This window comes from Pseudoalteromonas aquimarina, assembly GCF_049257255.1.
Classification (GTDB): Bacteria; Pseudomonadota; Gammaproteobacteria; order Enterobacterales; family Alteromonadaceae; genus Pseudoalteromonas.
The window spans coordinates 884,986-908,792 of sequence record NZ_JBMMUG010000001.1 but is presented as its reverse complement, the minus strand read 5'-3'; the positions used below and the strand labels follow the sequence as shown (position 1 = coordinate 908,792).

General features: G+C 40.7%; 28 protein-coding genes. 9 read left to right on the top strand and 19 right to left on the bottom strand.

Annotated elements, in window-relative coordinates; translation table 11 throughout:
• Positions 1 to 3: 3 nt before the first annotated feature.
• The 5 genes from AAEU29_RS04145 to AAEU29_RS04125 all read right to left on the bottom strand — a co-directional run bounded on the left by AAEU29_RS04145 (position 4) and on the right by AAEU29_RS04125 (position 3,057).
• On the bottom strand, positions 4 to 393 hold the full coding sequence (locus AAEU29_RS04145) for a hypothetical protein (RefSeq protein ID WP_421972193.1): 390 nt from the start codon (positions 391 to 393) through the stop codon (positions 4 to 6).
• Positions 386 to 1,711 (bottom strand): ATP-binding protein, encoded by a 1,326-nt coding sequence (locus AAEU29_RS04140; protein ID WP_421972297.1) that lies wholly within the window; start codon positions 1,709 to 1,711, stop codon positions 386 to 388. Before AAEU29_RS04140 ends, AAEU29_RS04145 begins: the two co-directional genes overlap by 8 nt.
• Positions 1,705 to 2,379 carry a response regulator transcription factor gene (locus tag AAEU29_RS04135; RefSeq protein ID WP_421972192.1) on the bottom strand — a complete coding sequence of 225 codons (675 nt, stop codon included), beginning with the start codon at positions 2,377 to 2,379 and terminating at the stop codon, positions 1,705 to 1,707. Before AAEU29_RS04135 ends, AAEU29_RS04140 begins: the two co-directional genes overlap by 7 nt.
• On the bottom strand, positions 2,379 to 2,690 hold the full coding sequence (locus AAEU29_RS04130) for a PepSY domain-containing protein (RefSeq protein WP_421972191.1): 312 nt from the start codon (positions 2,688 to 2,690) through the stop codon (positions 2,379 to 2,381). The genes AAEU29_RS04135 and AAEU29_RS04130 overlap by 1 nt, the downstream gene beginning before the upstream one ends.
• A 67-nt stretch (positions 2,691 to 2,757) precedes the next feature.
• Entirely contained in the window at positions 2,758 to 3,057 is a 300-nt protein-coding gene (locus AAEU29_RS04125) for a YciI family protein (RefSeq protein WP_274761513.1), read from the bottom strand.
• A gap of 149 nt (positions 3,058 to 3,206) precedes the next feature.
• On the opposite strand from AAEU29_RS04125, the gene AAEU29_RS04120 reads away from it, so the two are divergent.
• Together AAEU29_RS04120 and AAEU29_RS04115 are read left to right on the top strand one after the other, a co-directional pair.
• Positions 3,207 to 4,643, top strand: coding sequence for a sodium-dependent transporter (locus tag AAEU29_RS04120; RefSeq protein WP_421972190.1), 1,437 nt, complete (start codon positions 3,207 to 3,209; stop codon positions 4,641 to 4,643).
• Between the two features lie 150 nt (positions 4,644 to 4,793).
• Complete coding sequence (locus AAEU29_RS04115) at positions 4,794 to 5,351, top strand: hypothetical protein (RefSeq protein WP_421972189.1); 558 nt, start codon at positions 4,794 to 4,796, stop codon at positions 5,349 to 5,351.
• Between the two features lie 29 nt (positions 5,352 to 5,380).
• On the opposite strand, the gene AAEU29_RS04110 is transcribed toward AAEU29_RS04115, so the two are convergent.
• From AAEU29_RS04110 to AAEU29_RS04060, 11 genes are all read right to left on the bottom strand, one after another.
• Positions 5,381 to 5,713: a hypothetical protein gene (locus AAEU29_RS04110; RefSeq protein ID WP_421972188.1), complete on the bottom strand. Its 333-nt coding sequence runs from the start codon at positions 5,711 to 5,713 to the stop codon at positions 5,381 to 5,383.
• An 85-nt stretch (positions 5,714 to 5,798) separates the two neighbouring features.
• Positions 5,799 to 6,308, bottom strand: coding sequence for an HNH endonuclease (locus tag AAEU29_RS04105; RefSeq protein WP_421972187.1), 510 nt, complete (start codon positions 6,306 to 6,308; stop codon positions 5,799 to 5,801).
• 228 nt (positions 6,309 to 6,536) lie between these two features.
• Positions 6,537 to 6,776, bottom strand: a complete 240-nt coding sequence (locus AAEU29_RS04100; RefSeq protein ID WP_421972186.1) for a hypothetical protein — start codon at positions 6,774 to 6,776, stop codon at positions 6,537 to 6,539.
• Positions 6,777 to 7,191: 415 nt separating this feature from the next.
• Positions 7,192 to 7,770, bottom strand: coding sequence for an inner membrane-spanning protein YciB (locus AAEU29_RS04095; protein ID WP_421972185.1), 579 nt, complete (start codon positions 7,768 to 7,770; stop codon positions 7,192 to 7,194).
• A 113-nt stretch (positions 7,771 to 7,883) separates the two neighbouring features.
• The gene (gene trpA / locus AAEU29_RS04090) at positions 7,884 to 8,690 is read right to left on the bottom strand and encodes a tryptophan synthase subunit alpha (protein WP_421972184.1); all 807 of its coding nucleotides are present in this window, start codon (positions 8,688 to 8,690) and stop codon (positions 7,884 to 7,886) included.
• Complete coding sequence (gene trpB / locus AAEU29_RS04085) at positions 8,687 to 9,877, bottom strand: tryptophan synthase subunit beta (protein ID WP_105171562.1); 1,191 nt, start codon at positions 9,875 to 9,877, stop codon at positions 8,687 to 8,689. The genes trpA and trpB overlap by 4 nt, the downstream gene beginning before the upstream one ends.
• A 1-nt stretch (position 9,878) precedes the next feature.
• Positions 9,879 to 11,240 (bottom strand): bifunctional indole-3-glycerol-phosphate synthase TrpC/phosphoribosylanthranilate isomerase TrpF, encoded by a 1,362-nt coding sequence (gene trpCF / locus AAEU29_RS04080; RefSeq protein ID WP_421972183.1) that lies wholly within the window; start codon positions 11,238 to 11,240, stop codon positions 9,879 to 9,881.
• Positions 11,233 to 12,240 (bottom strand): anthranilate phosphoribosyltransferase, encoded by a 1,008-nt coding sequence (gene trpD / locus AAEU29_RS04075; protein ID WP_421972182.1) that lies wholly within the window; start codon positions 12,238 to 12,240, stop codon positions 11,233 to 11,235. The genes trpCF and trpD overlap by 8 nt, the downstream gene beginning before the upstream one ends.
• The gene (locus AAEU29_RS04070) at positions 12,240 to 12,839 is read right to left on the bottom strand and encodes an aminodeoxychorismate/anthranilate synthase component II (protein ID WP_421972181.1); all 600 of its coding nucleotides are present in this window, start codon (positions 12,837 to 12,839) and stop codon (positions 12,240 to 12,242) included. Before AAEU29_RS04070 ends, trpD begins: the two co-directional genes overlap by 1 nt.
• Positions 12,839 to 14,422 (bottom strand): anthranilate synthase component 1, encoded by a 1,584-nt coding sequence (locus AAEU29_RS04065; protein ID WP_421972180.1) that lies wholly within the window; start codon positions 14,420 to 14,422, stop codon positions 12,839 to 12,841. Before AAEU29_RS04065 ends, AAEU29_RS04070 begins: the two co-directional genes overlap by 1 nt.
• Before the next feature lie 393 nt (positions 14,423 to 14,815).
• A complete protein-coding gene (locus tag AAEU29_RS04060; RefSeq protein ID WP_421972179.1) occupies positions 14,816 to 15,661 on the bottom strand; it encodes a DMT family transporter in 846 nt (281 codons plus the stop codon).
• Between the two features lie 140 nt (positions 15,662 to 15,801).
• Between AAEU29_RS04060 and rnm the strand changes: the two genes are divergently transcribed.
• The 5 genes from rnm to rluB are packed head-to-tail and all read left to right on the top strand — an operon-like array spanning position 15,802 to position 19,633.
• Positions 15,802 to 16,659 carry an RNase RNM gene (gene rnm, locus AAEU29_RS04055; RefSeq protein WP_421972296.1) on the top strand — a complete coding sequence of 286 codons (858 nt, stop codon included), beginning with the start codon at positions 15,802 to 15,804 and terminating at the stop codon, positions 16,657 to 16,659.
• A 9-nt stretch (positions 16,660 to 16,668) separates the two neighbouring features.
• Positions 16,669 to 17,289 (top strand): L-threonylcarbamoyladenylate synthase, encoded by a 621-nt coding sequence (locus AAEU29_RS04050; protein ID WP_421972178.1) that lies wholly within the window; start codon positions 16,669 to 16,671, stop codon positions 17,287 to 17,289.
• A 24-nt stretch (positions 17,290 to 17,313) separates the two neighbouring features.
• On the top strand, positions 17,314 to 18,108 hold the full coding sequence (locus AAEU29_RS04045; protein WP_421972177.1) for a segregation and condensation protein A: 795 nt from the start codon (positions 17,314 to 17,316) through the stop codon (positions 18,106 to 18,108).
• Between the two features lie 17 nt (positions 18,109 to 18,125).
• Positions 18,126 to 18,704, top strand: a complete 579-nt coding sequence (gene scpB, locus AAEU29_RS04040; RefSeq protein ID WP_421972176.1) for an SMC-Scp complex subunit ScpB — start codon at positions 18,126 to 18,128, stop codon at positions 18,702 to 18,704.
• A 53-nt stretch (positions 18,705 to 18,757) separates the two neighbouring features.
• Positions 18,758 to 19,633 carry a 23S rRNA pseudouridine(2605) synthase RluB gene (rluB, locus tag AAEU29_RS04035; RefSeq protein WP_421972175.1) on the top strand — a complete coding sequence of 292 codons (876 nt, stop codon included), beginning with the start codon at positions 18,758 to 18,760 and terminating at the stop codon, positions 19,631 to 19,633.
• Between the two features lie 71 nt (positions 19,634 to 19,704).
• On the opposite strand, the gene bcp is transcribed toward rluB, so the two are convergent.
• Both bcp and AAEU29_RS04025 read right to left on the bottom strand, forming a co-directional pair.
• Positions 19,705 to 20,178, bottom strand: coding sequence for a thioredoxin-dependent thiol peroxidase (gene bcp / locus AAEU29_RS04030; RefSeq protein ID WP_421972174.1), 474 nt, complete (start codon positions 20,176 to 20,178; stop codon positions 19,705 to 19,707).
• A gap of 11 nt (positions 20,179 to 20,189) precedes the next feature.
• Positions 20,190 to 20,723, bottom strand: coding sequence for a glycine cleavage system transcriptional repressor (locus AAEU29_RS04025; protein ID WP_372770353.1), 534 nt, complete (start codon positions 20,721 to 20,723; stop codon positions 20,190 to 20,192).
• 254 nt (positions 20,724 to 20,977) lie between these two features.
• Between AAEU29_RS04025 and bamC the strand changes: the two genes are divergently transcribed.
• Positions 20,978 to 22,042: an NlpB/DapX family lipoprotein gene (gene bamC, locus AAEU29_RS04020; RefSeq protein ID WP_421972173.1), complete on the top strand. Its 1,065-nt coding sequence runs from the start codon at positions 20,978 to 20,980 to the stop codon at positions 22,040 to 22,042.
• A gap of 159 nt (positions 22,043 to 22,201) precedes the next feature.
• The gene (locus AAEU29_RS04015; RefSeq protein WP_421972172.1) at positions 22,202 to 23,602 is read left to right on the top strand and encodes a YjiH family protein; all 1,401 of its coding nucleotides are present in this window, start codon (positions 22,202 to 22,204) and stop codon (positions 23,600 to 23,602) included.
• Here the strand turns inward: AAEU29_RS04015 and AAEU29_RS04010 are convergent.
• Complete coding sequence (locus AAEU29_RS04010) at positions 23,599 to 23,778, bottom strand: DUF2897 family protein (protein ID WP_274761534.1); 180 nt, start codon at positions 23,776 to 23,778, stop codon at positions 23,599 to 23,601. The two genes, AAEU29_RS04015 and AAEU29_RS04010, sit on opposite strands and share 4 nt — an antisense overlap.
• Between the last annotated feature and the right edge of the window lie 29 nt (positions 23,779 to 23,807).

Below are 23,807 nucleotides of genomic sequence, written 5' to 3'. Positions count from 1 at the left end.
TTTTTAAAACTGACCTTTTAAAATTTCGACTTGTTGGTCGATTATTTTCAATTCACAGCGTTTGTATTTTAAAGCAGCGTGTTTTGTGTCAGGTAATTCGTTTAGATAGCGCCATTGGCAACTATCAGAAATATAACTATCAAAGCTGTGTTTACTGCGTTGAAAGCTTAAAAATAGCTGGGTATTGCCGGTATGGTTTTGTTTTAATTCTACTTGCTTTTCGAGCTTGGTTATCCAAGTTTGACGTGTGCGTTTGTGATCAATTATTGCTTGATCAAGGCATTGTAATTGCAAAACAATATCGCCTTTGCTGCAAGGTGTTGCGGTTGACTCTTGTGCAAATAGCGGTGATGCAATCAATGTCAGTAAAACGAGTATACGCTGTTTATTCATAATCAAATACCAAAGTGAAAAGGGCGCCACCAAGATTACTGGTGCCAATTGTCATTGTGCCGTTATAGGCATCGATTAAATCACCAACAATGGCCATACCAACACCGTGTCCATGTTCATACGTATCTAAGCGTTTGCCACGAATTGTTAGCTCTTCTATTTTATCGGCAGGTATGCCAGGTCCATCATCAGCAATATCAATAATCAGTTTTTGGCCTGATTGCTTAACTTTTATTTCAATTAAAGCATCACACGCTTTGCAGGCATTGTCGAGAATATTGCCAAGCAATTCCATTAAATCAGTTTTATCGCCCATAAACACACTTTCTGCATCAATTGACTGAATAAACTGAATATTTTTATCACGATACACTTTGCCCATGGCGTTTAAAATAGAATCGAGTACCGGTTTTACCCTGGTTTGCTTTTTCCAAGTGTCAGTACCGCCTGAAGCGGCTTTTTTCAGCTGATGCTCAATCATGTTGCTAATGCGGTCGAGTTGTTCTTGCCCATCGCCATGGCTTGCAAGGTCGCTTGACTTTAAAACCGCAAGCGGTGTTTTGAGTGCATGAGCAAGATCACTTAAAGACGCGCGATATTTATCTTTTTGCCGTTGTTGGGTTGCTAATAATAAGTTGAGATCTTGCTGTATTTTTTCCAGTTCTTCTGGGTACTCACCTGTAATTTGGTCGGCTTCGCCACTTTCAATTGCAACAATTTCTTTATCAAGGCGTTTAAGTGGATGACTGCTCCATAAAAAGCCCAGCATAATCAGTAAGCCCATTACCAAGGCGATAATTGCTAACCAATAGCGCAAGGTTTCGCGGAAATCTTGCATCTGCGAGCGTATTGATTCTTCGTCTTTTAAAACAAGCACAGTGACTTGGTATTCAATGCCATCGGCATCCATAAAAAACAAAAAGCTAAGTTGCCTAAAATCCTTTTCGAGCTCTTCTATTTTTGAAAAGTCCATTACCCCCGGGGCACTGGCAGCATGTTTTGGAATGTACTGATAACCTAAAGTCGATTCAGATTGCCAAGCGATTTCTTTATTTAAATAAATGTACGCGAAGGTGTCGGAAACCGCGCGGGTGAGTTCAGGGGCAATTAAATTAATTGGCGCAAGCTGCCCTTGTTCAATTTCAACTTTTGCCATTAACGAGTAGAGGTGCGCTTCAAGGGTGCGTTCGGTGTTATCAACTAAACTTGCGTAAAGTGCCTTACCAATCGAAAAGAACATGGCAGGCATTAGCACTAGAAGCAAAAAGACAAGGATAAATCCTTGCCTAATTTTGAGCGATATACGATGGATCACAATTTACCGCTTAAGCGATAGCCACGGCCGCGTAATGTTTCAATGGGCGCGATAGAGCCATCAGGATCAAGCTTTTTACGTAAGCGAAGCACAAATACTTCAATCACGTTTGAATCAAGGTCGAAATCTTGATCGTAAATATGCTCGGTTAATTCTGATTTTGAAATTACTTTTTCAGGGTTAACCATTAAGTACTCAAGTACTTTGTATTCGTATGCTGTAAGCATTAGCTCTTTTTCGTTTACCCATACTTGTTGTGAACGGGTATGAATACGAATAGGACCTGCGGTAATGGTTGGGTCGGCTTTTCCGGCGCTGCGTCTAATTAATGCATTACAACGGGCGATTAATTCTTCGTTATGAAACGGTTTGGTAAGGTAATCGTCAGCACCTGCATCTAGGCCTTCGACTTTATCTTGCCAGCGGTCGCGCGCTGTTAGAATAAGAATTGGAATATCAATGCCTGCCTTACGCGCCTGACTAATTACTTCAATACCATCCATTTTTGGTAAGCCAAGGTCAACAACGGCTAAATCAAGTGGGTATTCAGTTAAGTGAAAAAGGCCGGCTTCGCCATCGTTACACATATCAACACTGTAACGCGCTTTTTCAAGGGCATGTTTTAGGTTATCAGCAAGTTGAAGATCATCTTCAATGATTAAAATACGCATTAGTCTTTGCTTTCCTTTTTTATAGCGCCGTTCGATTTCAATACTTTAAAATCAACGACCTTGCCTTGAGGCTGTAACATTCTCACTTTATAAAACTGCGAGCTTTCTTTTACGTTTAATACCTTGCCCGGATACTCTTGGGATACTTTTCTTGCGGCACTGCGCTTATTAAGTCCTAATGTATTCACATTTTTTAGGGCAGGGTTATGCATTCTTTTATGCTGAGGCTGTTTTTGTGCAGGAATATTATTAGCAGCACCATGGGCGTTAAATAACGCAAAAAAACTAAAAAGGCCGATTAAATATTTCATTCTATACTCGCCACAACGTTGAATAAGCTCAATGTAGCAGCGCCACACTGAACTTATTCTGAACCAATTAAGGTAAAACCAATTTAAATGGTTTAACGATAGATTCTTTGTAGATGCCTGCTTCAATATATGGGTCATCAGCAGCCCAACTACGCGCATCTTCTAACGAATCGAATTTAGCAATCACAAGCGAACCAGTAAAACCAGCTTCACCTGGATCTTCGCTGTCAATCGCTGGCAATGGGCCGGCAGATAAAAGGCGTTCTTCTGCTTTAAGCGCTTCTAATCGCGCTAGGTGAGCTGGGCGTGCTTCTTTTCGCATTGCCAAGCTGTTTTCAACATCTATTGAGTAAATCATGTACCACATACAGCACCTGTTTGGTTATTTCTTTGAATATAAAAATAATTCTATCAACAGAAAGGATAAAACTAAAAATCATTTTTCGCGAAAACTTGAAACAGTAGGTTTAACACTGTTAGCATCCAGAACTGAAAACAATAATACTAAGGTTCAGCATGAGTGCATCGAGAGAGCATTTTAGCTCCAAACTCGGATTTATTTTGGCCGCTGCAGGTAGTGCAGTTGGCATTGGAAACCTCGTTGGTTTCCCTGTATCTGCAACAAAAAATGGTGGTGGCGCTTTTCTAGTGGTCTATGCACTGTTTGTTATTTTAATTTGCTTACCCGTTATGATGGCAGAAATGGCGATGGGCCGAAGCGCGCAAAAAGATCCGCTTGGTGCATATAACAAGCTGTCTAATAATGCAGGCAAGTGGAAGTTCCCAGGCTTTTTAGCTGTGCTTACGCCATTTATGATTGGTGTGTTTTACATGGTGATCACGGTGTGGATCTTTGGTTATTTAGTACAAGCTGCTATTGGTAACCTTGACGCGCTAGCAAACCCAAGTAACTTCGGCCAGTTTATAAACCAAACCAGCGTGTTTTATTACATGGTTGGTGTGGGTGTACTGGTTAACCTTATTTTACTTGGTGGTGTAAAACAAGGCATTGAAAAAGCTGCAAAAGTATTAATGCCAGCACTGTTTGTATTATTGATAGGCTTAGTTGCTTATGTGCTAACCCTTGATAATGCAAGTGCAGGTCTGCGTTACTACGTTGTGCCTGATTTTAGTAAAGTAAACGCCAGTGTATTAAATGGCGCACTGTCGCAAGCGTTTTTCTCTCTGTCGCTCGGTATGGGTATTTTAATGACATACGCCTCGTATATTTCTAAGAAAGAAAATATTGTAGGCAGTGCAAAAATGGTTGCAGTTACCGACTCATTAGTCGCATTTATTGCGGGTTTAATGGTTCTTCCAGCGATTTTCAGCTTTAACCCAAATACCAACCCTGCTGAGTTATCGGACTCATCGGTATCAATGATTTTTGTTTATTTACCAAAAATCTTCTTAGCGATGCAGCAAGATATTGGTTATGTAGGCGCAAGTGCGATTGCAGTTATTTTCTTCCTGTTAGTGTTTTTTGCAGCAATTACCTCACTGGTTTCAATTATTGAAGTACCAACAGCGACATTAATTGAAGAAAAAGGCGTATCGCGTTTTAAAGCGTTGATGATTCTAGCTGGTAGCATGGGTATTTTAACTATTTTATGTACTATGTCGTTCGGTATGAATGAATGGTTAAGCACCATGTTTAACTATGGCGACCATGATCCTGAAACTAAGAAGAGCCTATTTGATTTCATTTACGATGTTTTCTACGACACTATCTTGCCGTTAAATGGTTTAATGGTGTGTTTATTCGTAATGTACCGTTGGAAGAAAGCGAAGCTAACAGAAGAGCTCAGCCAAGGCGCTCCTGATTATGCAGGTAGCTTTACCGAGAAGTATGTAAACTTCTCACTATCAACGTTCATTCCATTTATTTTGGCGCTGATATTTATCAATACAGTTGCTAATAAGTTCTTTGCTTACAATTTATTAGGTTTCTAATACGATTTTAATAAAGACTTAAGTTAAAAGCGGAGCAATTGCTCCGCTTTTTTGTGTTTAATGGCAAAATAAGGTGATGGAAGGGCGAATTTTAATAATTTAAAAATGTAGAATAGTTAATAAAATTAGATAGTTAAATTAGGGTAGTAGATGGTCAAAATTAACAGTGAACAAAGCAAGCGAAGTGCGCAATTTAAGTTGATTGCTTACACACTTTCTGTGGTTTTCATTACTGGTTGTCTTTTTGAACTTACATTAAACAATACATTCAATTGGCTGCTTATTGTGATTGTGGCGCTATGTATTGTTGGCTTTCTAATTGCTTCACAGGCAGCAAATAATCGCTTTTTGGTGTTGGGTAAAGCGCCTTTAATGCTAGATAGTAAGATTGTGATGTTAGGCGTTGAAACAAAAGGGCAAATAGTCATTAATCAGCCGCATTTTAAGAAGTTTAACACCGCGACACTTCAAATACTCGCGCCTGGTTATGAAAGCGCTTTAAATGAAATTTGGTCTGATACTTTGCCATTAACATTTGATTTTGACGGCGATACCACCTTGCTTGATTTTACCTTTACGCTACCCACACAAATCAAACTTCATTCAGGCACGCGTTGTTACTTAACAATAAGTTATGTAGAGAAGATGCAAGAAGTGAAGCGTAGTTATCGTTTGAATGTACGAGATCCGAAAGTAAGGATGTTGTAGGGGGGATTTGTGAGAATTTTAAATGGGTATTATGCGCGCTCATATGCCTCTTGGTGTGAGATGTCCAGACTTATTAATAATTCCTCAAAATAACCAACATTTTCTAATTCTCGATTATCTTCATAAGCTAAGCACAAAAGAATTCTCATCTTTGCTACTTCTGGTATAGATATGTTGTAACCATCGTTACAATCAACCCAAGTCCACAAGTCGTCTCTTACCTGCTCAAGTTTAAGATCTTTATGTTCAATCCAATATTCTTTAAGTTGTAAGAAAGCATTTTTTCCCAAAGGAATCTCAGGTATACCAAGCCTTTCAAGCCAAGAAATAATATGGGTTGCATACTTATAATTTTCGTTCAAATTAGTAACTTCTCCAGAATATATAATATCGCGTTAAGCAGTGAGCAACGCATTGGGGGTCGGGTTGACCTATTTGTTAAGTGCTTTACCCAAGAAGCTTTTTAATGCCACTTTGTGCCTGTTTGTACCTTAAATTTATAAGCGTCATAGCTACTTGTCCTACATCTTCATACAAGTTATCAGCGTACTCGTGTAAGTTTAGCGTGGGATCATAATTTTTAGATGCAACGAATTCATTTATGCGCTGTGTACGGGCAGCAGCTTCTTTGCCAGCTTTTGTAATAATGAACTCCAGCCAAGGTCTTTGTTGCTTTTCATTGTTGCAAGGAGCACAGCATGGAACCACATTTCCCCATGCGTGTAGGCCAAGCGAAGATTTGTTCATTGGGATTAAATGATCTTGGGACAAGGACTTGCGATCAATGGATGCACCACAAAAACAACATTGGTAATTAAAAAACTCTAACAACTCATCTTTTTGAGCTACTTTTGGACCAAATGGATCAAAACCTCTAGCCTCATCATAAAATTTCCCAACGTCTTGTAGGAAAATTCTGATGGCGCTATTTGATATGTCAGATTTACTACGTGCCATGATGCTCCTTTTAGCACTTAACAACTTACTTGCGATACCTCACAAAGTTACCGATCTTGTAAGATAGATGTTTTTAATCTTAAACTTCGCTTTTTAAAAATCCATATTAAATCAGAGTGTAAGATAAATAAACTGGTTATGTACGGATAGTCGATTGGGGAAATTTTTTCGCTATAAAAAAGGCGCTTATAAGCGCCCTTTAAATATATTGTAGAAAGTTATAGTCGTTTAATGCGGTGTGCAATCAAACTTTTCATTGGTGTAAAAAGCGGCGTAGGCGATGCCACTAAGGGTAAAGTACACGGTAAGTACAAAGAGTAAAAAAGTGCCTACATTGAAGCCTGAATTATTAAATGCGCTCATCATAAATACGGCAAAGCCAATACCTATAGGTAAGCAAAGTAATGTTTTAAATAGGTTTTCGTTTTTGATTTCGTATTCTTTTTCTTGTTGGTTATCTGTGTTCATTAAAGCCTCGACTAATATTATTGTTGTAACCACTTAAGTGGCTGAGTTTTAGTTTTTCTTCGGGCCTGTTTATCTCGATATAATTCTTTGAGAAAACGCAACAGGTTATTAAATGTTCAATTTAATACTAGATCGATTTAATAAATTTTCCTAATTATCAAAGTTCAAAGAGTTATATTTGTGGTTTTGCAGTTCGTCAGCTGCTAACTAGAGGCGTCAATTAACCTTTGTCAGCGCAAATTTAAGGTAAGTAATTTGTGAGTATTTCAGCATAAAATTAAATGAGCGGGGGAGAGCGTAACAAGGAAATTTAGGCGTAATGTTTTGACTTTTTAGGGTTGTAAAACAGCAATTTACTAAAAAGGAGCGATTGTCGCTCCTTTTTATATTTAAACCATACTAACAATTATTATGGTTATTCGCTTTTTTGTTCTTCATCGTCAGGCAAATATTGATAAAGCATGGCGATGGTAACGATAAGTGCAATAAAAGTGGCAGCGGTAATACCAAACACTTTGAAGTTAACCCAAAAATCCAATGAAAACGCATAAGCTACATAAATATTAACTACCGCGATTAGGTATAAAAACGCGCTCCAGAGTAAATTGATTTTATCCCAAAGTGGCTCAGGTACTTCAATTTTCTGGCCTGTATCATTGGTTGAAGCCAAGATTGAGCCTAACATTTTTGCCATTAGGTTCTTTTTAAAGAAATAGCGCGATGCTAATAAAATGGTAGCAAAGCCTGCATAAACCACAGTTGCTTTCCACTTAATAAACTGCTCATCTTGGAAAAGAATAGTGAGTGAACCAAGGCCAACGGCTAAACCAAACAATACCCAATGTTTTGTCGCCACTTTCTTTTCGATAAAGAAGTAATAGGCAATTTGTAAGATAGATGCACTGATAAGCACACCCGTTGCCCAAAAAATATCCATGGTTTTATAGAGAATGAAAAATAAAATCAGGGGAGCATATTCAAATAACGCGAGCATTGTTTACCTCATAACTGATGCTGAACATTTACCTTACACCAGAATTAATACGTAACACCAGAGTTTGGCTTTAAAAAAAGGGCGCTTAGCGCCCTTATTACTTAACTTAAACGTTATTTTTGTGTTGCAGCTTTCATATTGCGTACAAAGCTTTCAAGCTCGTTTAGCATGGTTTCAGGTGCATCAAGATTATTCTCGATGATCTTAACCACAGCAGAGCCCGAGATGGCACCTGCAGCACCTGAGGCAATTGCAGCTTGTACATCTTCCGGTGTTGAAATGCCAAAACCCAGTAATGCTGGTGCAGCATGGAAGTTTAATAACTTTTTGATCATAGAATCCGCAGGCATTTGCGCTTTGGTTTCAGTACCCGTAACACCTGCGCGCGATAGCAAATAGGTATAGCCACGGCCGTAAGATGCGCATTGGCGAAGTGTATCGTCATCGGCATTTGGCGTAGCAATAAAAATAGGCTCAATCTCAGCTTGCATAGCCGCTTGTCTAAACATTTTTGACTCATGTAGTGGCACATCAGCAACTAAAATTGAATCAACGCCCACTTCTTTTGCTGTGCGATAAAAGTTATCAATGCCTTGTGCTAACACCAGGTTTGAGTAAAGCAGTAAACCAATTGGAATATCTGCGTTGTACTCACGTACTTTGCGAATGATTTCAAAGCTTTCAGCTGTAGTGATGTGATTTTCAAGGGCACGAATATTTGCCGCCTGAATCACCGGACCATCAGCGATTGGATCAGAGAATGCAATACCTAGCTCGAGCGCATCAGCGCCGCCGTCAATTAGGCGTTTAATAATCTCAAAGCTTAATTCTTTGTTTGGGTCGCCAATGGTAACGAATGGCACAAACGCACCTTGATTAACTTCATTTAATGCGTGAAATGCTTGTTGATAGCGGCTCATAGTTTGCCTCCTTGATTTAACACTGTATGCACGTGTGCTAAATCTTTGTCACCACGGCCACTTAAATTCACTACAATAATGGTTTCTTCACTTTGCTCTTCAGCCAGCTTTAATGCGTAAGCAAGGGCATGGCTTGATTCAAGCGCCGGAATAATCCCTTCGTTTTTCGCAAGTAGCTGGAATGCTTCTAACGCTTCGTCATCGGTGATGCCAACGTATTGTGCACGGCCTGTTTCAGCAAGGTATGCATGCTGAGGGCCAACCGCTGGGTAATCAAGACCTGCAGATACAGAGTAAGACTCTTCGATTTGGCCGTTGCTGTCTTGCATAATGAAGGTGTATGCACCGTGTAAAATGCCTTTTGTGCCTTTACAAATTGCCGCGCCATGCTCGTCAGTATCAAGGCCTTTACCTGCGGGCTCTACACCAACCAGCTTTACACTTTCTTCCTTGATAAAGTCATTAAACATACCAATTGCATTAGAGCCACCACCAACACACGCAATCACGTAATCTGGCAAGCGGCCTTCTGTATCAAGTACTTGTTGTTTTGCCTCTTCACCAATCATTTTTTGGAAGTCGCGTACAAGTGTTGGGAATGGGTGCGGGCCTGCTGCTGTACCAAGTAAGTAGTGAGCCGTATCGTAGTTTGCCGACCAGTCGCGCATTGCTTCGTTAACCGCATCTTTTAATGTGCCAGAACCTGCGGTAACAGGAATGACTTCTGCGCCCATTAGTTTCATTCTAAATACGTTTGGTTGCTGGCGCTCTACGTCTTTTGCACCCATGTAAACGCGGCATTTTAAGCCAAGTAATGCGCAAGCTAGGGCGGTTGCTACACCATGCTGACCAGCACCGGTTTCAGCAATGACTTCTTTTTTGCCCATACGTTTTGTTAGTAATGCCTGACCTAACACTTGGTTGGTTTTATGTGCGCCACCGTGCAATAAATCTTCACGTTTTAGGTAAAGTTTTACTTTAGGGTTTTTCACTAAATTACGGGTAAGCGTCAGTGGCGTAGGGCGACCGGCATATTCATTAAGCAGCTTTTCAAACTCTGCATGAAAGCTTGGGTCGTTCTTTGCTTTGTTAAATTCACTTTCAAGTTGTTTTAAGGCGGGTACCAGAAGTTCTGGTACGTACATGCCGCCAAAATCGCCGAAATAGGCTGGGTTTTTATTTTCCACCTCAAGATTCCTTTATCTTAGAAAACACAGAATTAATTTGTTGATGACATTTTTTACCTGGGCTTGTTTCAATGCCCGAATTTAAGTCAAGGCCAATGGCTTGGGTTGCAAGCGCGTCTTGAATATTGTCGTTATTTAAGCCGCCTGCAAGCATGTAGTTGCGCTCGTTAATCAGCACATCCCAATTAAAGGTTTGCCCTGTACCACCGCTTTGGTTACCCACTTTGGTATCAAATAAATAGCGGTCGGCACCTTGGCTCTTATGTTCAATCACATCGCTTACCGCAACGGCTTTCCATACTTGTACACTTGCTGGTAGCGCCTTTTTAAGCGCAGAAATGTATGCTTCGTCTTCATCGCCATGTAACTGTACTGCAACCAGTTTTAGCTCAACGGCAATATGTACGATGGTGCCAATCGTTTCGTTTACAAATACGCCAACAAAGCCTAAATCGCAGCTATCGGCAATTGGTTTTGCGCAGTCAATATCAACGTAACGTGGCGATTTTGCATAAAAAATTAGGCCACCAAATACCGCGCCCGCATTATATGCGGCAATCGCATCTTGCGAGCGCGTTAAGCCGCAAATTTTATTTTCACCTAAAATCAGCTTACGACAAGCTAAGTCAAGGTTCTGTTCAGCCATCAGTGAGCTGCCAACTAAAAAGCCGTTACACAGTGATTTTAAGCGTTTTACATCAGCGTGAGTGTAAATGCCTGACTCTGAAATAACCACTTTCCCTGCAGGAATTAACGCACGAAGGGTTTCTGTAGTGGCAAGATCAGTACTTAAATCACGCAGATTACGGTTATTAATACCAATAATCTCAGCGTCGAGTGCTAATGCGCGGTGTACTTCTTCTTCGTTACTCACTTCGGTCAAAATTGCCATATTGAGCGATTTTGCCACCTTAGCAAGCGCGGAGTACTGGTCATCATTAAGTACACTTAGCATCAGTAATATTGCATCTCCACCGTGCAGGCGTGCTAAATACACTTGGTATTCATCGATGAAGAAATCTTTACAAATAAGCGGTTGATTCACCAATGAACGTACTTTGGTTAAGTAATCAAAACTGCCTTGAAAGTATTTCTCGTCAGTAAGTACGCTAATACACGCAGCGTAATGCTTGTAAGCACCGGTAATTTCGTCAAGGTTAAAATCATCGCGAATAAGCCCTTTAGAAGGTGAGGCTTTTTTACACTCTAAAATAAAGTTAGTGCCGGGTTTTGCCAGTTCGCCGTAAAAATCACGCTCGGTTGGTACCACCTCATCAATAAAGCTTTTAAGAGGCTTATTGGCTTTACGCGATTCAAGCTCAATTCGTTTATCGGCAACTATTTTTTCTAATACATTAGCCATGAGACACCTCGATAATGCGTGATAAGTGTGAAAACGCCGCGCCACTTGCCAAGTGGTTTTGTACTGCCTGTGTTGCGTCTTTAAAATTATTGTAGTCGCCTTGCATTACTAGCACCGCTGCAACATTCGCGGCAATCGCTGCATTATGCGCAGGCTTGCCTTCACCTTTTAAAATCGCAAGGCTTGCCGCTGCATTATATTCAGGCTCGCCACCTTCAATATCAGAAAGTGCATAGTTATCAAGGCCAAAATCTTGCGGCTGTAAGGTGTACTCAGTAATTTCGCCGTCTTTTAGTTCTGCAACGTGTGTTTCACCGTGCAGGGCAATTTCATCGGTACCTGCGCCGTGTACTACCATAACACGCTCACAGCCAAGTAGTTTAAGCGTTTGCGCCATTGGGCGCAGTAATTCAGGGGTATAAACACCAAGCAGTTGATGGCTTGGTTTTGCAGGGTTTGCCAACGGCCCTAAAATATTAAATAAGGTGCGTGTTTTAAGTGCGGTACGCACTGGCATCGCATATTTCACACCAGCATGGTAAAGCGGTGCAAATAAAAAGGTAAAATGGGTTTTTGCGAGGCAGTTTTCTGCTTGTGCCACACTCATATTAATATTGATGCCAAGGGCATTAAGTAAGTCAGACGAGCCAGATTTACTTGAAACACTGCGGTTGCCGTGTTTTACCATATTAACGCCCATGCTCGCGGCTACAATGGCAGCAGTGGTTGATACGTTAATCGAATTGGCTCCATCACCACCGGTACCACATGAGTCAAAACTAATGGCACTTGGGTTAGTAAATGTCACTGCATTATCGCGCATGGCTTTTGCAGCACCTGCAATTTCGTTGTCGGTTTCGCCTTTAATTTTAAGCGCAGTTAACGCTGCTGCAAGCTCGATTTCGCTTACTTGGCCTGTCATTACAAGATTAAAAAACTCGCTGCTTTGCTCAAACGTTAAATCTTGTTGTTCAATTAGGAGATTAATCAGTGGTTGCATTATGCGCCCTCCACATTGGCTAAATAAGCAAGGCTTTGCTTTAACAGCTGTGAGCCATTTGGCGTTAAAATTGATTCTGGGTGAAACTGAAACCCAATTACTTTATCTTGCTCTTGAATAATTGCCATAGGAATTGTGTCGTAGCTGGCAATAACATCAAGGCTATCTGGTACTTCGGTTGCCATGAGTGAATGGTAACGCGCCACTGGTATTTGCGAATGTAAGCCACTAAATACTACGTGCTCTTTAAGTTCTATAAGTGATGATTTGCCATGCACTGTTTCACCTGCGTGACCAACCACACCACCGTAACATTCCACAATTGCTTGGTGGCCTAAACAAATACCCAGCATAGGGTAGTGGCCTTTAGCTTTGTTGATTAGCTCAATTAAGTTGCCCGCTTGTTTTGGTGTGCCAGGGCCAGGTGAAAGCACTAACGTTACAGGGCAAGTTTCCTCTGCCATTTTGCTTAAAATGGTGTCGGCCGGCACATGATTACGATAAACCACCAGTTCAAAGCCTAATTGCTCAAATTCATCCACCAAGTTGTAGCTAAACGAATCAAAATTATCGATAAAATAAATTTTTGCCTGCGCCATTAGGCTTCTCCTTGATAGATAGACTTAATTGCACGAATAACCGCTTGTGCTTTTTGGCGAGTTTCGTTTGCTTCGAGTTGCGGCACTGAGTCGTATACTACGCCTGCACCAGCTTGTACGTATGCCATATTATCTTTAACAAAGGCGCTGCGAATAACAATACAGCTGTCCATTGCACCATCACCAGTTAAATAACCCACAGCACCACCGTAGCTGCCACGGCGTTTACCTTCGGTAATACGCACCAGCTCGGCCGCTTTTACTTTTGGCGAGCCAACCAAGGTGCCCATATTCATACACGCTTGGTAGGCATGCAGTGCATCCAGCTCAGGTTTTAATTGACCTACCACGCGCGACACTAAATGCATCACTTGCGAGTAGCGGTCAACTTTTAATAATTCTTTTACATAACGCGAACCCGGTGTTGAAATACGGGCAATGTCGTTACGTGCTAAATCAACTAGCATAATGTGTTCGGCGCGCTCTTTTTTATCATCGCGCAAATCGAGTTCAATTTTGCTATCAAGGTCAAAGTTAATGCTGCCATCTGCATTTTTACCACGGGCACGCGTACCAGCAATTGGATACACCTCTACTTGATTTGTGCTCTGGCAATATTTAAGCGCAGATTCTGGTGATGCACCAAATAACACAAAGTTTTCGTCTTTCATGTAAAACATGTAAGGGCTAGGGTTTTGTGTTTTAAGTTGATGATATGCCGCTAGTGAGTCAGCACATGGTAATGAAAAACAGCGAGACGGTACTACTTGGAAAATGTCGCCATCAACAATGTGCTTTTTAAGGGTTTCGACTTGCTGACAAAAGGTTGCGTCGTCAATATCAACACTTTCGTTTACAGCGCCTGGAAAGGTTGGGGCATTGTAATTTGGTAAATCGTCACACAACTTATTAAGTGCTTCAAGCTTTTGGCCTACTTCAAAACAGTTGGCGTGTGCGTCGGGGCCGCTAAATACATTGCCAATAAGTTCTGTGGTATTTGCTTGATGGTCAATAACAATCAGTGTTTCTGCAAGATAAAAAACAAAATCAGGGGTTGTGTTATCGCCGTTTGGTACGTCTGGCAGCGACTCAAAGTTGGCAACCATATCGTAGGCAAAAGTGCCGCCTAAAAATACTGCAAAATGAGACTCTGTGGTGCTTTCAATATTATTGATACATTGTCTTAAAGCGGTAAATGCATTGTCAGCCACTAAGCGACTAGCTTCATCCATCAAACTGGTATCGCGTTCAAACACAATGCTTAGGCTTGAGTTTGCAAGTTCAACTTTGTGATCTTTAAAAAAGCCAGCTAAATGGGGTAGTAGTTGTTTGCCGTTATTGCTTTTTGCGTCAAACGTTACCGTGTCACCATTACATTCAATACGAATAGCAGCATCGGCTAAAATTAAACTTTTTACATTATCTTTTGAATCAATTTCCGCTGATTCTAACAATAAGCTATTAAAGTTAGTCGGGTTGTTACATACCGCGCTGTAAAGTGCCAGTGGACTCTCAATGTAGTCCCGCGCCAGCGAAATGCTGGTAACTTTACCGACCTCGGTTGATATATGACTAAATATCACGCCTCATTCCTTATACAAAAAAGCCCGCTTAGAAGGCGGGCTGAATAATAGACAAACAGAATCCTCCCGCGTTAATTACAGGAACCACCACCATTGGATTAGTTGTTTGTTATTACTCATTATTCACCTCAAATTAGACATAAAAAAACCCGCACATTGTGCGGGTTTTAAGAATAGTTTAGATACAATTATTCCCACCCGCGATTACGAGTGCCACCACCATACTGTTTTGATTTGTGAAGTTACTAATTGCATTTAAACGATTCCTAAAATGTTTCAGCCATAGTAAACCCCAGATTGTATACATGAGTCAACACAAAACCGCCATTTTTTATAACTAATCGGATTTGTTAGTGTTTATTGGTTATAAGCAGTGTTTAAACAGTTATAAAATCAGGGCGTTAGTGGCTTTTTACCAAGTACAACCAGCAAAATCCCGATTAGAATAATAGCTCCAGAAATCGCTAGTCGTTCACTGATAGGTTCGGATAAAAACAAAAATCCACCAATACCGGCAATAATGGGTACCGAGAGCTGCGATACAGCTGCTTGCACTGAGGTTAAGTGTTTTAGTGCAATATACCAAATGGCGTAACCAATACCTGATGTCACACTGCCAGCTATCACAGCGAGTAAAATCCCTGTGGTTGAGGCATTAATTGAGTTGAGTGTCATCAAGCTTAGTAACGTTATAAAAGGTATGGTGCGCATAAAATTAAAGGCGGTATCGGCAAGGGGATTAGATGATTTTTTGCCAACTAAGGTATAGCCCGCCCACGCCATACCCGAAACCACCATAAGCACAAAACCAATCAGAGAAGGTGATGAAATATCAGGCAGCACTAAGTAGCTAAAACCAATAAACGCAATTAGCGCGCCGAACCATTCGATAGGATAAATTTTGGTACCTGATAAAAAGGTATAAGCAAGCATGCTAAATTGCACCGATGAAAAAAGCACAAGTGCCCCAATAGCGGTTTCAAGTGAAATATAGGCATAGGAAAAGGTTACGGCGTAAGTAAACAAATAAACGGCGCCAAACCAAGACCCTTTGCTCACTGTTTGTTTATTTTTATGAAATAGGGCGTAAAGAATAAAAAGCGTTATCGCCCCAGATAATAAACGAATTGAGGTGAAACTGGCTGCATCAATTTGCCCTTGCCCAAGAGCTATTCGGCAAAGAATAGAGTTTCCAGCAAAGGCGATAAGTGACAAAACAGTTATTAACAGTATTCTCATAATTAAAGTGCGCTATTTATTATTAATTGAGTTTAAACAGATAAAGACCTTTGTTGGCAAATTTCTAAGTTAAAAAATTCAGCAAGAGTAATTAACGGCTGAATTTGGTATGATTACACGCAATCCCAACGAAAGCCGCAATTATGAAATTTGATTTACACAGCCATACGTATTTTTCCGATGGTAAACTTTCCCCAGAAGAGCTAGTAGAACGCGCTGTTGAAAAAGGCGTAGATATTTTGGCTATTACGGATCACGATACCGTTAAAGGGCTTTCAATTGCTGAGCAACATATTAATACTAAGGCGTTACCACTCACGCTAGTTAAAGGCATAGAATTTTCAACAAAGTGGGAAACGTTCGAAGTACACATTGTTGGTTTAAACATCGACACAGATAATGACCTACTTAAATCGCTGATTGACGAGCAAACTGAAAAACGTGCGACCCGTGCAGGGAAAATGGCTGAAAAACTCGAAAAACGCGGTTTTGAAAATGTATTAGCAGAAGCCAAATCCTTAGCAAACAAAGGGCAGCTTACCCGCGCTCATTTTGCACAGGTGATACAAGCGCAAGGGGCAGCTAAAACCTTACAAGGGGTTTTTAAAAAGTTCCTTGTGCGTGGAAAACCAGGTTATGTAACAAGTGAATGGTGTGATATTGCAACTGCTGTTAAGGCAATTAAAGCTGCAGGTGGTCAAGCCGTATTAGCTCACCCAAGTCGCTATAAATTATCCAATAAATGGTTGCGCCGTTTACTGCAAGAGTTTAAACACGCTGGTGGCGATGGCATTGAAGTGGCACTGCCACAACAAGCACCAAGTGATCGTCAATTTTTAGCGCAGCTTGCAGAAGAATATCAGCTGCTTTCATCACAAGGTTCGGATTTTCATTTTGCAACCAACTGGTTAGAACTTGGAAAGAACTTATACTTACCTAAAGCCAGTGTGCCAATTTGGCAGGATTGGGCGATTGCCAAAGAACAAGAATTAAATTAAGGATATCTAATGAGCCAGTTTTTCCATATTCACCCAGAAAACCCGCAGGCGCGTTTAGTGCGTCAAGCGGTTGATATGATCCAGCAAGGCAATGTAATTGTGTTTCCAACGGATTCAGGTTATGCAATCGGCTGTAGCATAGGTAATAAACATGCAATGGAGCGTATAGCCCGTATTCGTGGCTTAGAAAAGCATCACAACTTTACCTTGGTATGTCGTGACCTATCAGAAATTGCTACTTACGCCCGTGTAGATAACAGTTTGTTTCGCTTAATTAAAAATAATACGCCAGGGCAATACACTTTTATTTTTAAAGGCACCAAAGAAGTGCCACGTCGTTTGCTTAATGAGAAAAAGAAAACCATTGGTATTCGCGTACCTGATCACATTATTACTCAAGCGATTTTGGCTGAACTTGGCGAGCCGTTAATGTCGTGTTCACTAATATTACCCGGTGAGCAATTTGCAGAAGCGGATCCAGAAGAAATTCGTTTTCAATTAGAAAAACAAGTGGATTTGATTATTCACGGTGGTTATCTCTCTGAGCAGCCAACAACCGTTGTAGATTTCTCGGAAGACACCGTTGAGATTATTCGTGTGGGCGCTGGCGACCCTGCACCATTTGAATAAAACACAGAGCATTAAGTAACCGTAATGAGCGAAATGCAGCAGCAAAAGTTACCGCTTGGCTTTTTACATGGCAAAGCAGTTACTGATAAGCCTGAGGATCTTTATATTCCGCCCGATGCACTTGAAGTGGCACTTGAGGCATTTGAAGGTCCGCTTGATTTATTGCTGTATTTAATTAAAAAGCACAAACTCGATATCCTCGATGTCTCGATTGCCAAAATAACCGGGCAATACATGCAGTATGTTGAGATGATGAAAGAGTTTAAGTTAGAGCTTGCCGCAGAGTATTTGGTGATGGCAGCGTTACTTGCACAAATTAAATCGCGTTTACTACTACCTGTGCACAAAGAGCTTGAACAAGAGGAAGAAGATCCACGGGCATTACTTATTAGGCGCTTACAAGAATACGAACAATTTAGAAAGGCGGCCGAAAACCTTGACGCGTTACCACGGGTTGAGCGTGATATTCATATTGCCCATGCGCTGTTAGATGAGACACAGTCGCAAGATGTCGAGCTACCCGACCTTTGTGTAAAAGAGCTATTGCTGGCACTTAGCGATGTAATGGCTCGAGCACAAACATTAACGCATCACCATGTCAGTGCTGAGGTACTTTCAACTCGTGCACGAATGTCACATATTTTATCGCTTTTAACAGAAAATGATGGCTTTTTGCCATTTTCTCAGGCGTTTGAACATATTGAAGGCAAAGCAGCGGTTGTGGTGAGTTTTATCGCCATTTTAGAGCTGGTGAAGGAAAGCTTGATTGTGGTTCAGCAAAGCGATATAAACTCGTTGATTTACCTTAAATTAAAATAACAACGAAACAAGGTGCTATGGCAAAGCGACTTTCAGACGAACAGTTAATTGAGCTTATAGAAGCTGCAATTTTTGTGGCAAATACGCCGCTTAGCAAAGATAAATTGCGTGACACAGTGCTCAGTGACTTTCAGATATCACTTAAACGAATTCAAACTGCAATTGATGCCATTATGGCGCACTACGCGACGCGCGGTGTACGTTTAGTCAAAGTTGGGTCAGGTTATCGTTTTCAGGCGTGTAGTAGTTTATCGCCATGGCTTAATAAACTCTGGCAAGAAAAAGCACCTAAATATTCCCGAGCATTTTTAGAGACACTGAGCTTAATTGCCTATCGTCAACCAATAACGCGTGGTGAAATAGAGCAAGTGCGTGGGGTAACGGTGAGCAGTCAAACCATCAAAACCATGTTAGAGCACAATTGGGTAAAAGTGGTGGGGTACAAAGAGGTACCGGGTAAACCGGCGCTTTATGGCACAACCAAGCAGTTTTTAGATCACTTCTCGTTGTCGTCATTGAATGAATTACCGCCATTACCAGCAGCTCAAGACGAAAAAATCTCACAAATCCTCAGTGAGCCAGCGCAACTTGATTAGCAGTGTGCTAGAATACCCTACAATTCCTAACTGCGAAGTTACATGAGAAAATAATGAGCGAAAAGTTACAAAAAGTATTAGCACGTGCAGGCAAAGGGTCACGTCGTGAATGTGAAACCTTTATTGAATCGGGCCGTGTTAGTGTAGATGGTAAGGTTGCCCGTTTAGGTGACCGAGTTGAACCAAACCAACTAATCCGTTTAGACGGGCACACTGTTAAGATTGAAGCGTCAAACGAGCGCGTTTGTCGTGTATTAATGTACCATAAGCCTGAAGGCGAACTGTGTACACGCAAAGACCCAGAAGGTCGTCGCACAGTATTTGACCGTTTACCACCGCTAGAAAATGACCGTTGGATTGCAATTGGTCGTTTGGATATCAATACCTCAGGTATGTTGTTATTTACCAATGATGGTGAGCTTGCTAACCGTTTAATGCACCCAAGATATGAAGTTGAGCGTGAATACGCAGTACGTGTATTTGGTGAAGTAACACCGCAAACGTTAAAAAACGTGACAAATGGTGTTGAGCTTGATGATGGTTTTGCAAAATTCCTGTCGGTTGTGCCTCAAGGTGGCAGCGGCTTAAACAACTGGTTTAATGTTACGCTCACAGAAGGTCGAAACCGCGAAGTACGTCGTTTATGGCAGTCGCAAGAAGTTGAAGTATCACGCCTTATTCGTGTTCGTTACGGTAATTTATTACTTAATAAACGCTTACCACAAGGTGGTTGGGAAGAGTTAAACCTAAAAGATGTAAACTATTTACGTCAAACTGTGGGTCTTCGCCGCGAAACTGAAACCAAACTATCGGTAATGCCAGAGAAGCGTAAAGACCGCCGCGCGAAAATTAATAAGATCCGTAAAGCGGTTAAAAAGCACAACCAACGTGTTACTACAGGTAATAAACGTCGAGCGCCGAAAAAATAATTCGCGTAAAACGTTACTAATAAAAAAGCGCCCATCGGCGCTTTTTTTTTAATTTGAAATACTGTTTTTAATTAAGCATTTTCTTTTAAATAATCAATTACCACTTGGTGATGGTCTTTGGTTTTGAATTTATCAAAGAAATGCTCAATGGTACCATCTTGACCTACTAGGAAAGATAAACGGTGAATACCGTCATATTCTTTGCCCATAAACTTCTTTAAGCCCCACACACCGAAAGCATCTGCAATTGCATGGTCTTCATCAGATAAAAGAGGGAAGTTAAGCTCTTTTTTGGTTTCAAAGTTCTTTAGGCGCTTTACTGGATCTGGGCTGATACCAACTGCTACTGTGTTAAGAGCAGCAAGTTCTTCTTTATGATCGCGTAGATTCTCTGCTTGTACTGTACAGCCCGGTGTTGACGCTTTTGGGTAAAAATAAACAAGTACTTTGTTTTCTTTTAGTAATTCAGCAAGTTCTACGATATCGCCATTTTGATCGGCTAATTTGAAAAGAGGTGCTTTGTCGCCAGCTTTAAGCGTGTTCATATTACAATTTCCTATCGAATACGTTTTAAAATGTGTTCTACGTTAGACTTTGAGAAAATGATCTCAAGCTGATGTTTAAATTCAGCTTCATCCACTTCACGCGAGAAATTAATGTCAATTTCAGAGCGCATTATTAACTCACCATCTTGCTCTAGGCTGTCTGATTTTAAAGCCGCAATATTTACATGATAGTCAGCCATTAACTGCGTTACTTTACTCAATGTCCCTGGTGTATCTGGGCCGTGGTAAGTAAGTTTGTAACCTGCTTTATATTCTTTCTCTTGGTGTTGGCTAGTTCGTTTCATCATGGTCAATAGACCGAGCTCAACACTTTTCGTTGGAATGTTGTATTCAACACGACTAATGGCGGCCATATCGCCTTCAAGCAACATGATAAAGGTGAATTCATTGCCGAGAATTGCAATACGGCTGTCGATAATATTGCAATTGGTCTCACTAACCAGTTTGGTTAGTTGACTTACAATGCCAGGGCGATCTTCGCCAATGGCTGTGACAACAAGTTGATTTCCAGTGTTTAACGTCATTTTTAGTCTCAACGGGTTAATAACGTGGCCGCGAATTTTAGCAAATATATCGCTGTTCAACCATTGTAAATATATGATGTGGTGAAAATTATAGCGAATTGTGCGTTTTTAATTAAAGTTAACGCGGCGCTTCCTTGTGTTTACCCTTGAGGAAAAGTAACATAGGCGGCAATTTTGAGAAAAAAATTATGAACCAAACAGTGTGTGCTTCATCAAAGCATGAAAATAAGAAAAAGCACACCAAGGAGAAATTTGTGCAGTATTGGATCCGAAATTCATTGGTGGTCGCTATTTCAATGGCGATTACAGCGTGTTCAGTGTTTACCAATGATTCGCATCATAAACGCAATTACCGTGTTAATGATGAACTTAAAGTGCCTAGTCACCTATCTAAACCATATCAAGATCCCGCTTATGATCTTACAGTTGCGCAGTATCAATCAGCAGAAGAAAGTGCTGAATATCTTGTTAAAGCGCCTGCTCAAGTACTTACTTTTGCACAGGGTTCATGGATTAATGAAGGCGATAAAGAAGCGCGAATTTTCTTTGATAAAAACGAAGGTATTCAAGATTTAGAAAGCTTTATTTGGCAAGCAATTGATGATTTGTTTATTGAACGCCAAGTAACAGCTGAAAACAAAGCAGAAAACTATATTACCACTAATTGGCATTCAATTGAGAAGCCAGTTGATGTTTGGTGGTGGCAAGAAGAGCGCGAATTATCTCGCCAAAAATTCAAGTTTATTGTTGAGTCTGAAGAACATAAACGTACCGCATCGGTAAAAGTAGAACTTGCTGATTTTGCATCAAAATATGATGACTTAACTGGCGTATTGCAACAGCGTTTAGAAGTTGCAGCATTGAATGCGTTTATTGAACAGTTTGACTTTAACTACCGTCAATTGATGGTAGAGCTTAACAAAGCACGCGGCATAGTTTCTTTGCAAATGGGCTTTGATGATAAAGGTAACGCGGCATTTGTAACTGAGCAAAAAACACGTGATATTTTTGAACGCTTCCCAGGCTTCCTTGAGCGAGTTGGCTTCAACATTGATGAGATTGAACAATCACGCAATGTTATTTTCGCAACGTATGAGTCACCAGATGAAAGTGTTTGGGATTCAATTTGGGGTGATGATGTTCGTAAATTACCACTTGAAGCTGGACAATATCAGCTAGTCGTTTCAGAGACTAAAACAGGTGGTACATCAATCACTTGGCTTGATTCAGAAGGCGAAACGCTTGAGCCAGGTACGTTAAGCGATAGCTTGCAGGTGATTCTTGCAATGCTGAAAGAGCGTGGTGTTGACGTTCAATAAATATTTTTGAAGGTTGAGTAAAAAAGAGCCATTGGCTCTTTTTTGCTTTTAATCGGTAGTTAAAAATAGCGAATATAATAGAAATTAAGTAAATGGTTATGCATATTGTTGGCACAGTTATGCAAATCGATTACCGCTATCACTTTAAAGGTAACAAGTATGAGTTTGGAAGCTAATAACGCCACTGCACCACGCAGTAATTTTGCGACCATAATGATTTTTCTTATTCCCTCATTAATTGGCGTGTTTTTATTTATGACACCAATTAGTCATGGCGGTGAATTTACTATTCCAATTGCAATTTTAGCGAAGCTTTTAAAAGGCTTATTGGCTGATCACATCACATTAATTGTGACATCGGTGATTGTGTTGATGGCGGTGGTGTCGATGCTGGCTACAGCACTCAAGCCTAAGTTCTTAAAAGAAGGCAGCTTTATTCGCCATTTACTCATTGTTAGCCCGATTTGGTTAGTAGCGCGCACACTAGGTGCAATTTTTGTGATGATGACCTATTTGAAAGCGGGTGCTTTTACTGTTGGCGAAACAACCGTTGAAATCTACTCAGATGCTGTTGGTGGTCTAGTACTGCATGAATTAATGCCAATTTTATTTTCAGTATTTATTCTTGCGGGAATGTTACTGCCATTATTACTGAATTTTGGTTTGCTTGAATTAGTGGGTACTTTGCTGACTAAAGTAATGCGCCCGCTGTTTGGTGTACCGGGACGCAGTGCGGTTAACTGTGTTGCATCTTGGTTAGGCGACGGTAGTGTCGGTATTTTAATGACTGCAAAGCAGTATGAAGAAAAACACTACACTCAGCGAGAAGCTGCAATCATCGGTACAACGTTTTCAGCAGTTTCGATTACTTTCTGTTTAGTGGTTATTGGCCAAGTGAAACTGGCTCACTTATTTGCGCCGTTTTATTTAACTGTGTGTATGGCTGGTATTGCTGCTGCATTGATTGTGCCGCGTTTACCTCCACTTAGATACAAAAAAGATATCTACATTGATGGTGAAGAAGTAAAGGGTAACCCAGAAGCATTGCCAGAGGGCAAAACGCTTTTTAAACATTCACTTGATGTTGCGCTTGATAAAGCGCGTCATGCTCAAACTATCAGAGAAACCATGATTGACGGTGTTAAAAATGCAGTTGATATGGTGTTTGCAGTACTGCCTGTGGTGATGGCGATTGGTACAATCGCTTTAGTAATCGCTGAATATACGCCAGTATTTCAATGGTTAGGTACGCCATTTATTCCGTTGTTTGAACTAATGCAAATTCCAGAAGCAGAAAAAGCGGCGCAAACAGTGGTGGTTGGTTTTGCTGATATGTTTATTCCGTCAATCTTAGCGGCACAAAATATCAATAGTGAACTGACACGCTTTGTGGTTGCAGCAATGAGTGTTACTCAACTTATTTATATGTCAGAGGTTGGTGCACTGTTACTTGGTAGCAAAATTCCAGTAAATATCTTTGAGTTATTTATGATTTTTATCTTGCGTACTTTAGTAACATTACCAGTGATTGCCCTAATGGGTCATTGGCTAGTAGGTTAATTTTCTTGATCTTTTTCGGCTCGTTGTTTTTCTTCTAAAGAACGGCGAGCCTTTTCAATTGGGTCTTGATTAAAGTTCTTCATATCCATCTTTGCTGAATGTTTTAACAGCGCAATATTGCTCCATACAACTCCAAGCACGATTGCAATTATTAAGATAGTGGCCCAGATACTCATTAAATTGCCCCTTTATGGTGGTTTCTTTA

Excerpts from the sequence above, each read along its gene's own strand:
- AAEU29_RS04125 (WP_274761513.1), bottom strand. The coding sequence starts at position 3,057 with ATGTGGTACATGATTTACTCAATAGATGTTGAAAACAGCTTGGCAATG.
- AAEU29_RS04025 (WP_372770353.1), bottom strand. The coding sequence starts at position 20,723 with ATGACGTTAAACACTGGAAATCAACTTGTTGTCACAGCCATTGGCGAA.
- trpD (WP_421972182.1), bottom strand. The coding sequence starts at position 12,240 with ATGCAACCACTGATTAATCTCCTAATTGAACAACAAGATTTAACGTTT.
- trpCF (WP_421972183.1), bottom strand. The coding sequence starts at position 11,240 with ATGGCTAATGTATTAGAAAAAATAGTTGCCGATAAACGAATTGAGCTT.
- AAEU29_RS04135 (WP_421972192.1), bottom strand. The coding sequence starts at position 2,379 with ATGCGTATTTTAATCATTGAAGATGATCTTCAACTTGCTGATAACCTA.
- AAEU29_RS04010 (WP_274761534.1), bottom strand. The coding sequence starts at position 23,778 with ATGAGTATCTGGGCCACTATCTTAATAATTGCAATCGTGCTTGGAGTT.
- AAEU29_RS04100 (WP_421972186.1), bottom strand. The coding sequence starts at position 6,776 with ATGAACACAGATAACCAACAAGAAAAAGAATACGAAATCAAAAACGAA.
- AAEU29_RS04130 (WP_421972191.1), bottom strand. The coding sequence starts at position 2,690 with ATGAAATATTTAATCGGCCTTTTTAGTTTTTTTGCGTTATTTAACGCC.
- AAEU29_RS04050 (WP_421972178.1), top strand. The coding sequence starts at position 16,669 with ATGAGCCAGTTTTTCCATATTCACCCAGAAAACCCGCAGGCGCGTTTA.
- AAEU29_RS04095 (WP_421972185.1), bottom strand. The coding sequence starts at position 7,770 with ATGCTCGCGTTATTTGAATATGCTCCCCTGATTTTATTTTTCATTCTC.
- scpB (WP_421972176.1), top strand. The coding sequence starts at position 18,126 with ATGGCAAAGCGACTTTCAGACGAACAGTTAATTGAGCTTATAGAAGCT.
- AAEU29_RS04070 (WP_421972181.1), bottom strand. The coding sequence starts at position 12,839 with ATGGCGCAGGCAAAAATTTATTTTATCGATAATTTTGATTCGTTTAGC.
- AAEU29_RS04045 (WP_421972177.1), top strand. The coding sequence starts at position 17,314 with ATGAGCGAAATGCAGCAGCAAAAGTTACCGCTTGGCTTTTTACATGGC.
- bcp (WP_421972174.1), bottom strand. The coding sequence starts at position 20,178 with ATGAACACGCTTAAAGCTGGCGACAAAGCACCTCTTTTCAAATTAGCC.
- AAEU29_RS04060 (WP_421972179.1), bottom strand. The coding sequence starts at position 15,661 with ATGAGAATACTGTTAATAACTGTTTTGTCACTTATCGCCTTTGCTGGA.
- AAEU29_RS04105 (WP_421972187.1), bottom strand. The coding sequence starts at position 6,308 with ATGGCACGTAGTAAATCTGACATATCAAATAGCGCCATCAGAATTTTC.
- AAEU29_RS04120 (WP_421972190.1), top strand. The coding sequence starts at position 3,207 with ATGAGTGCATCGAGAGAGCATTTTAGCTCCAAACTCGGATTTATTTTG.
- trpA (WP_421972184.1), bottom strand. The coding sequence starts at position 8,690 with ATGAGCCGCTATCAACAAGCATTTCACGCATTAAATGAAGTTAATCAA.
- AAEU29_RS04145 (WP_421972193.1), bottom strand. The coding sequence starts at position 393 with ATGAATAAACAGCGTATACTCGTTTTACTGACATTGATTGCATCACCG.
- AAEU29_RS04115 (WP_421972189.1), top strand. The coding sequence starts at position 4,794 with ATGGTCAAAATTAACAGTGAACAAAGCAAGCGAAGTGCGCAATTTAAG.
- AAEU29_RS04015 (WP_421972172.1), top strand. The coding sequence starts at position 22,202 with ATGAGTTTGGAAGCTAATAACGCCACTGCACCACGCAGTAATTTTGCG.
- rluB (WP_421972175.1), top strand. The coding sequence starts at position 18,758 with ATGAGCGAAAAGTTACAAAAAGTATTAGCACGTGCAGGCAAAGGGTCA.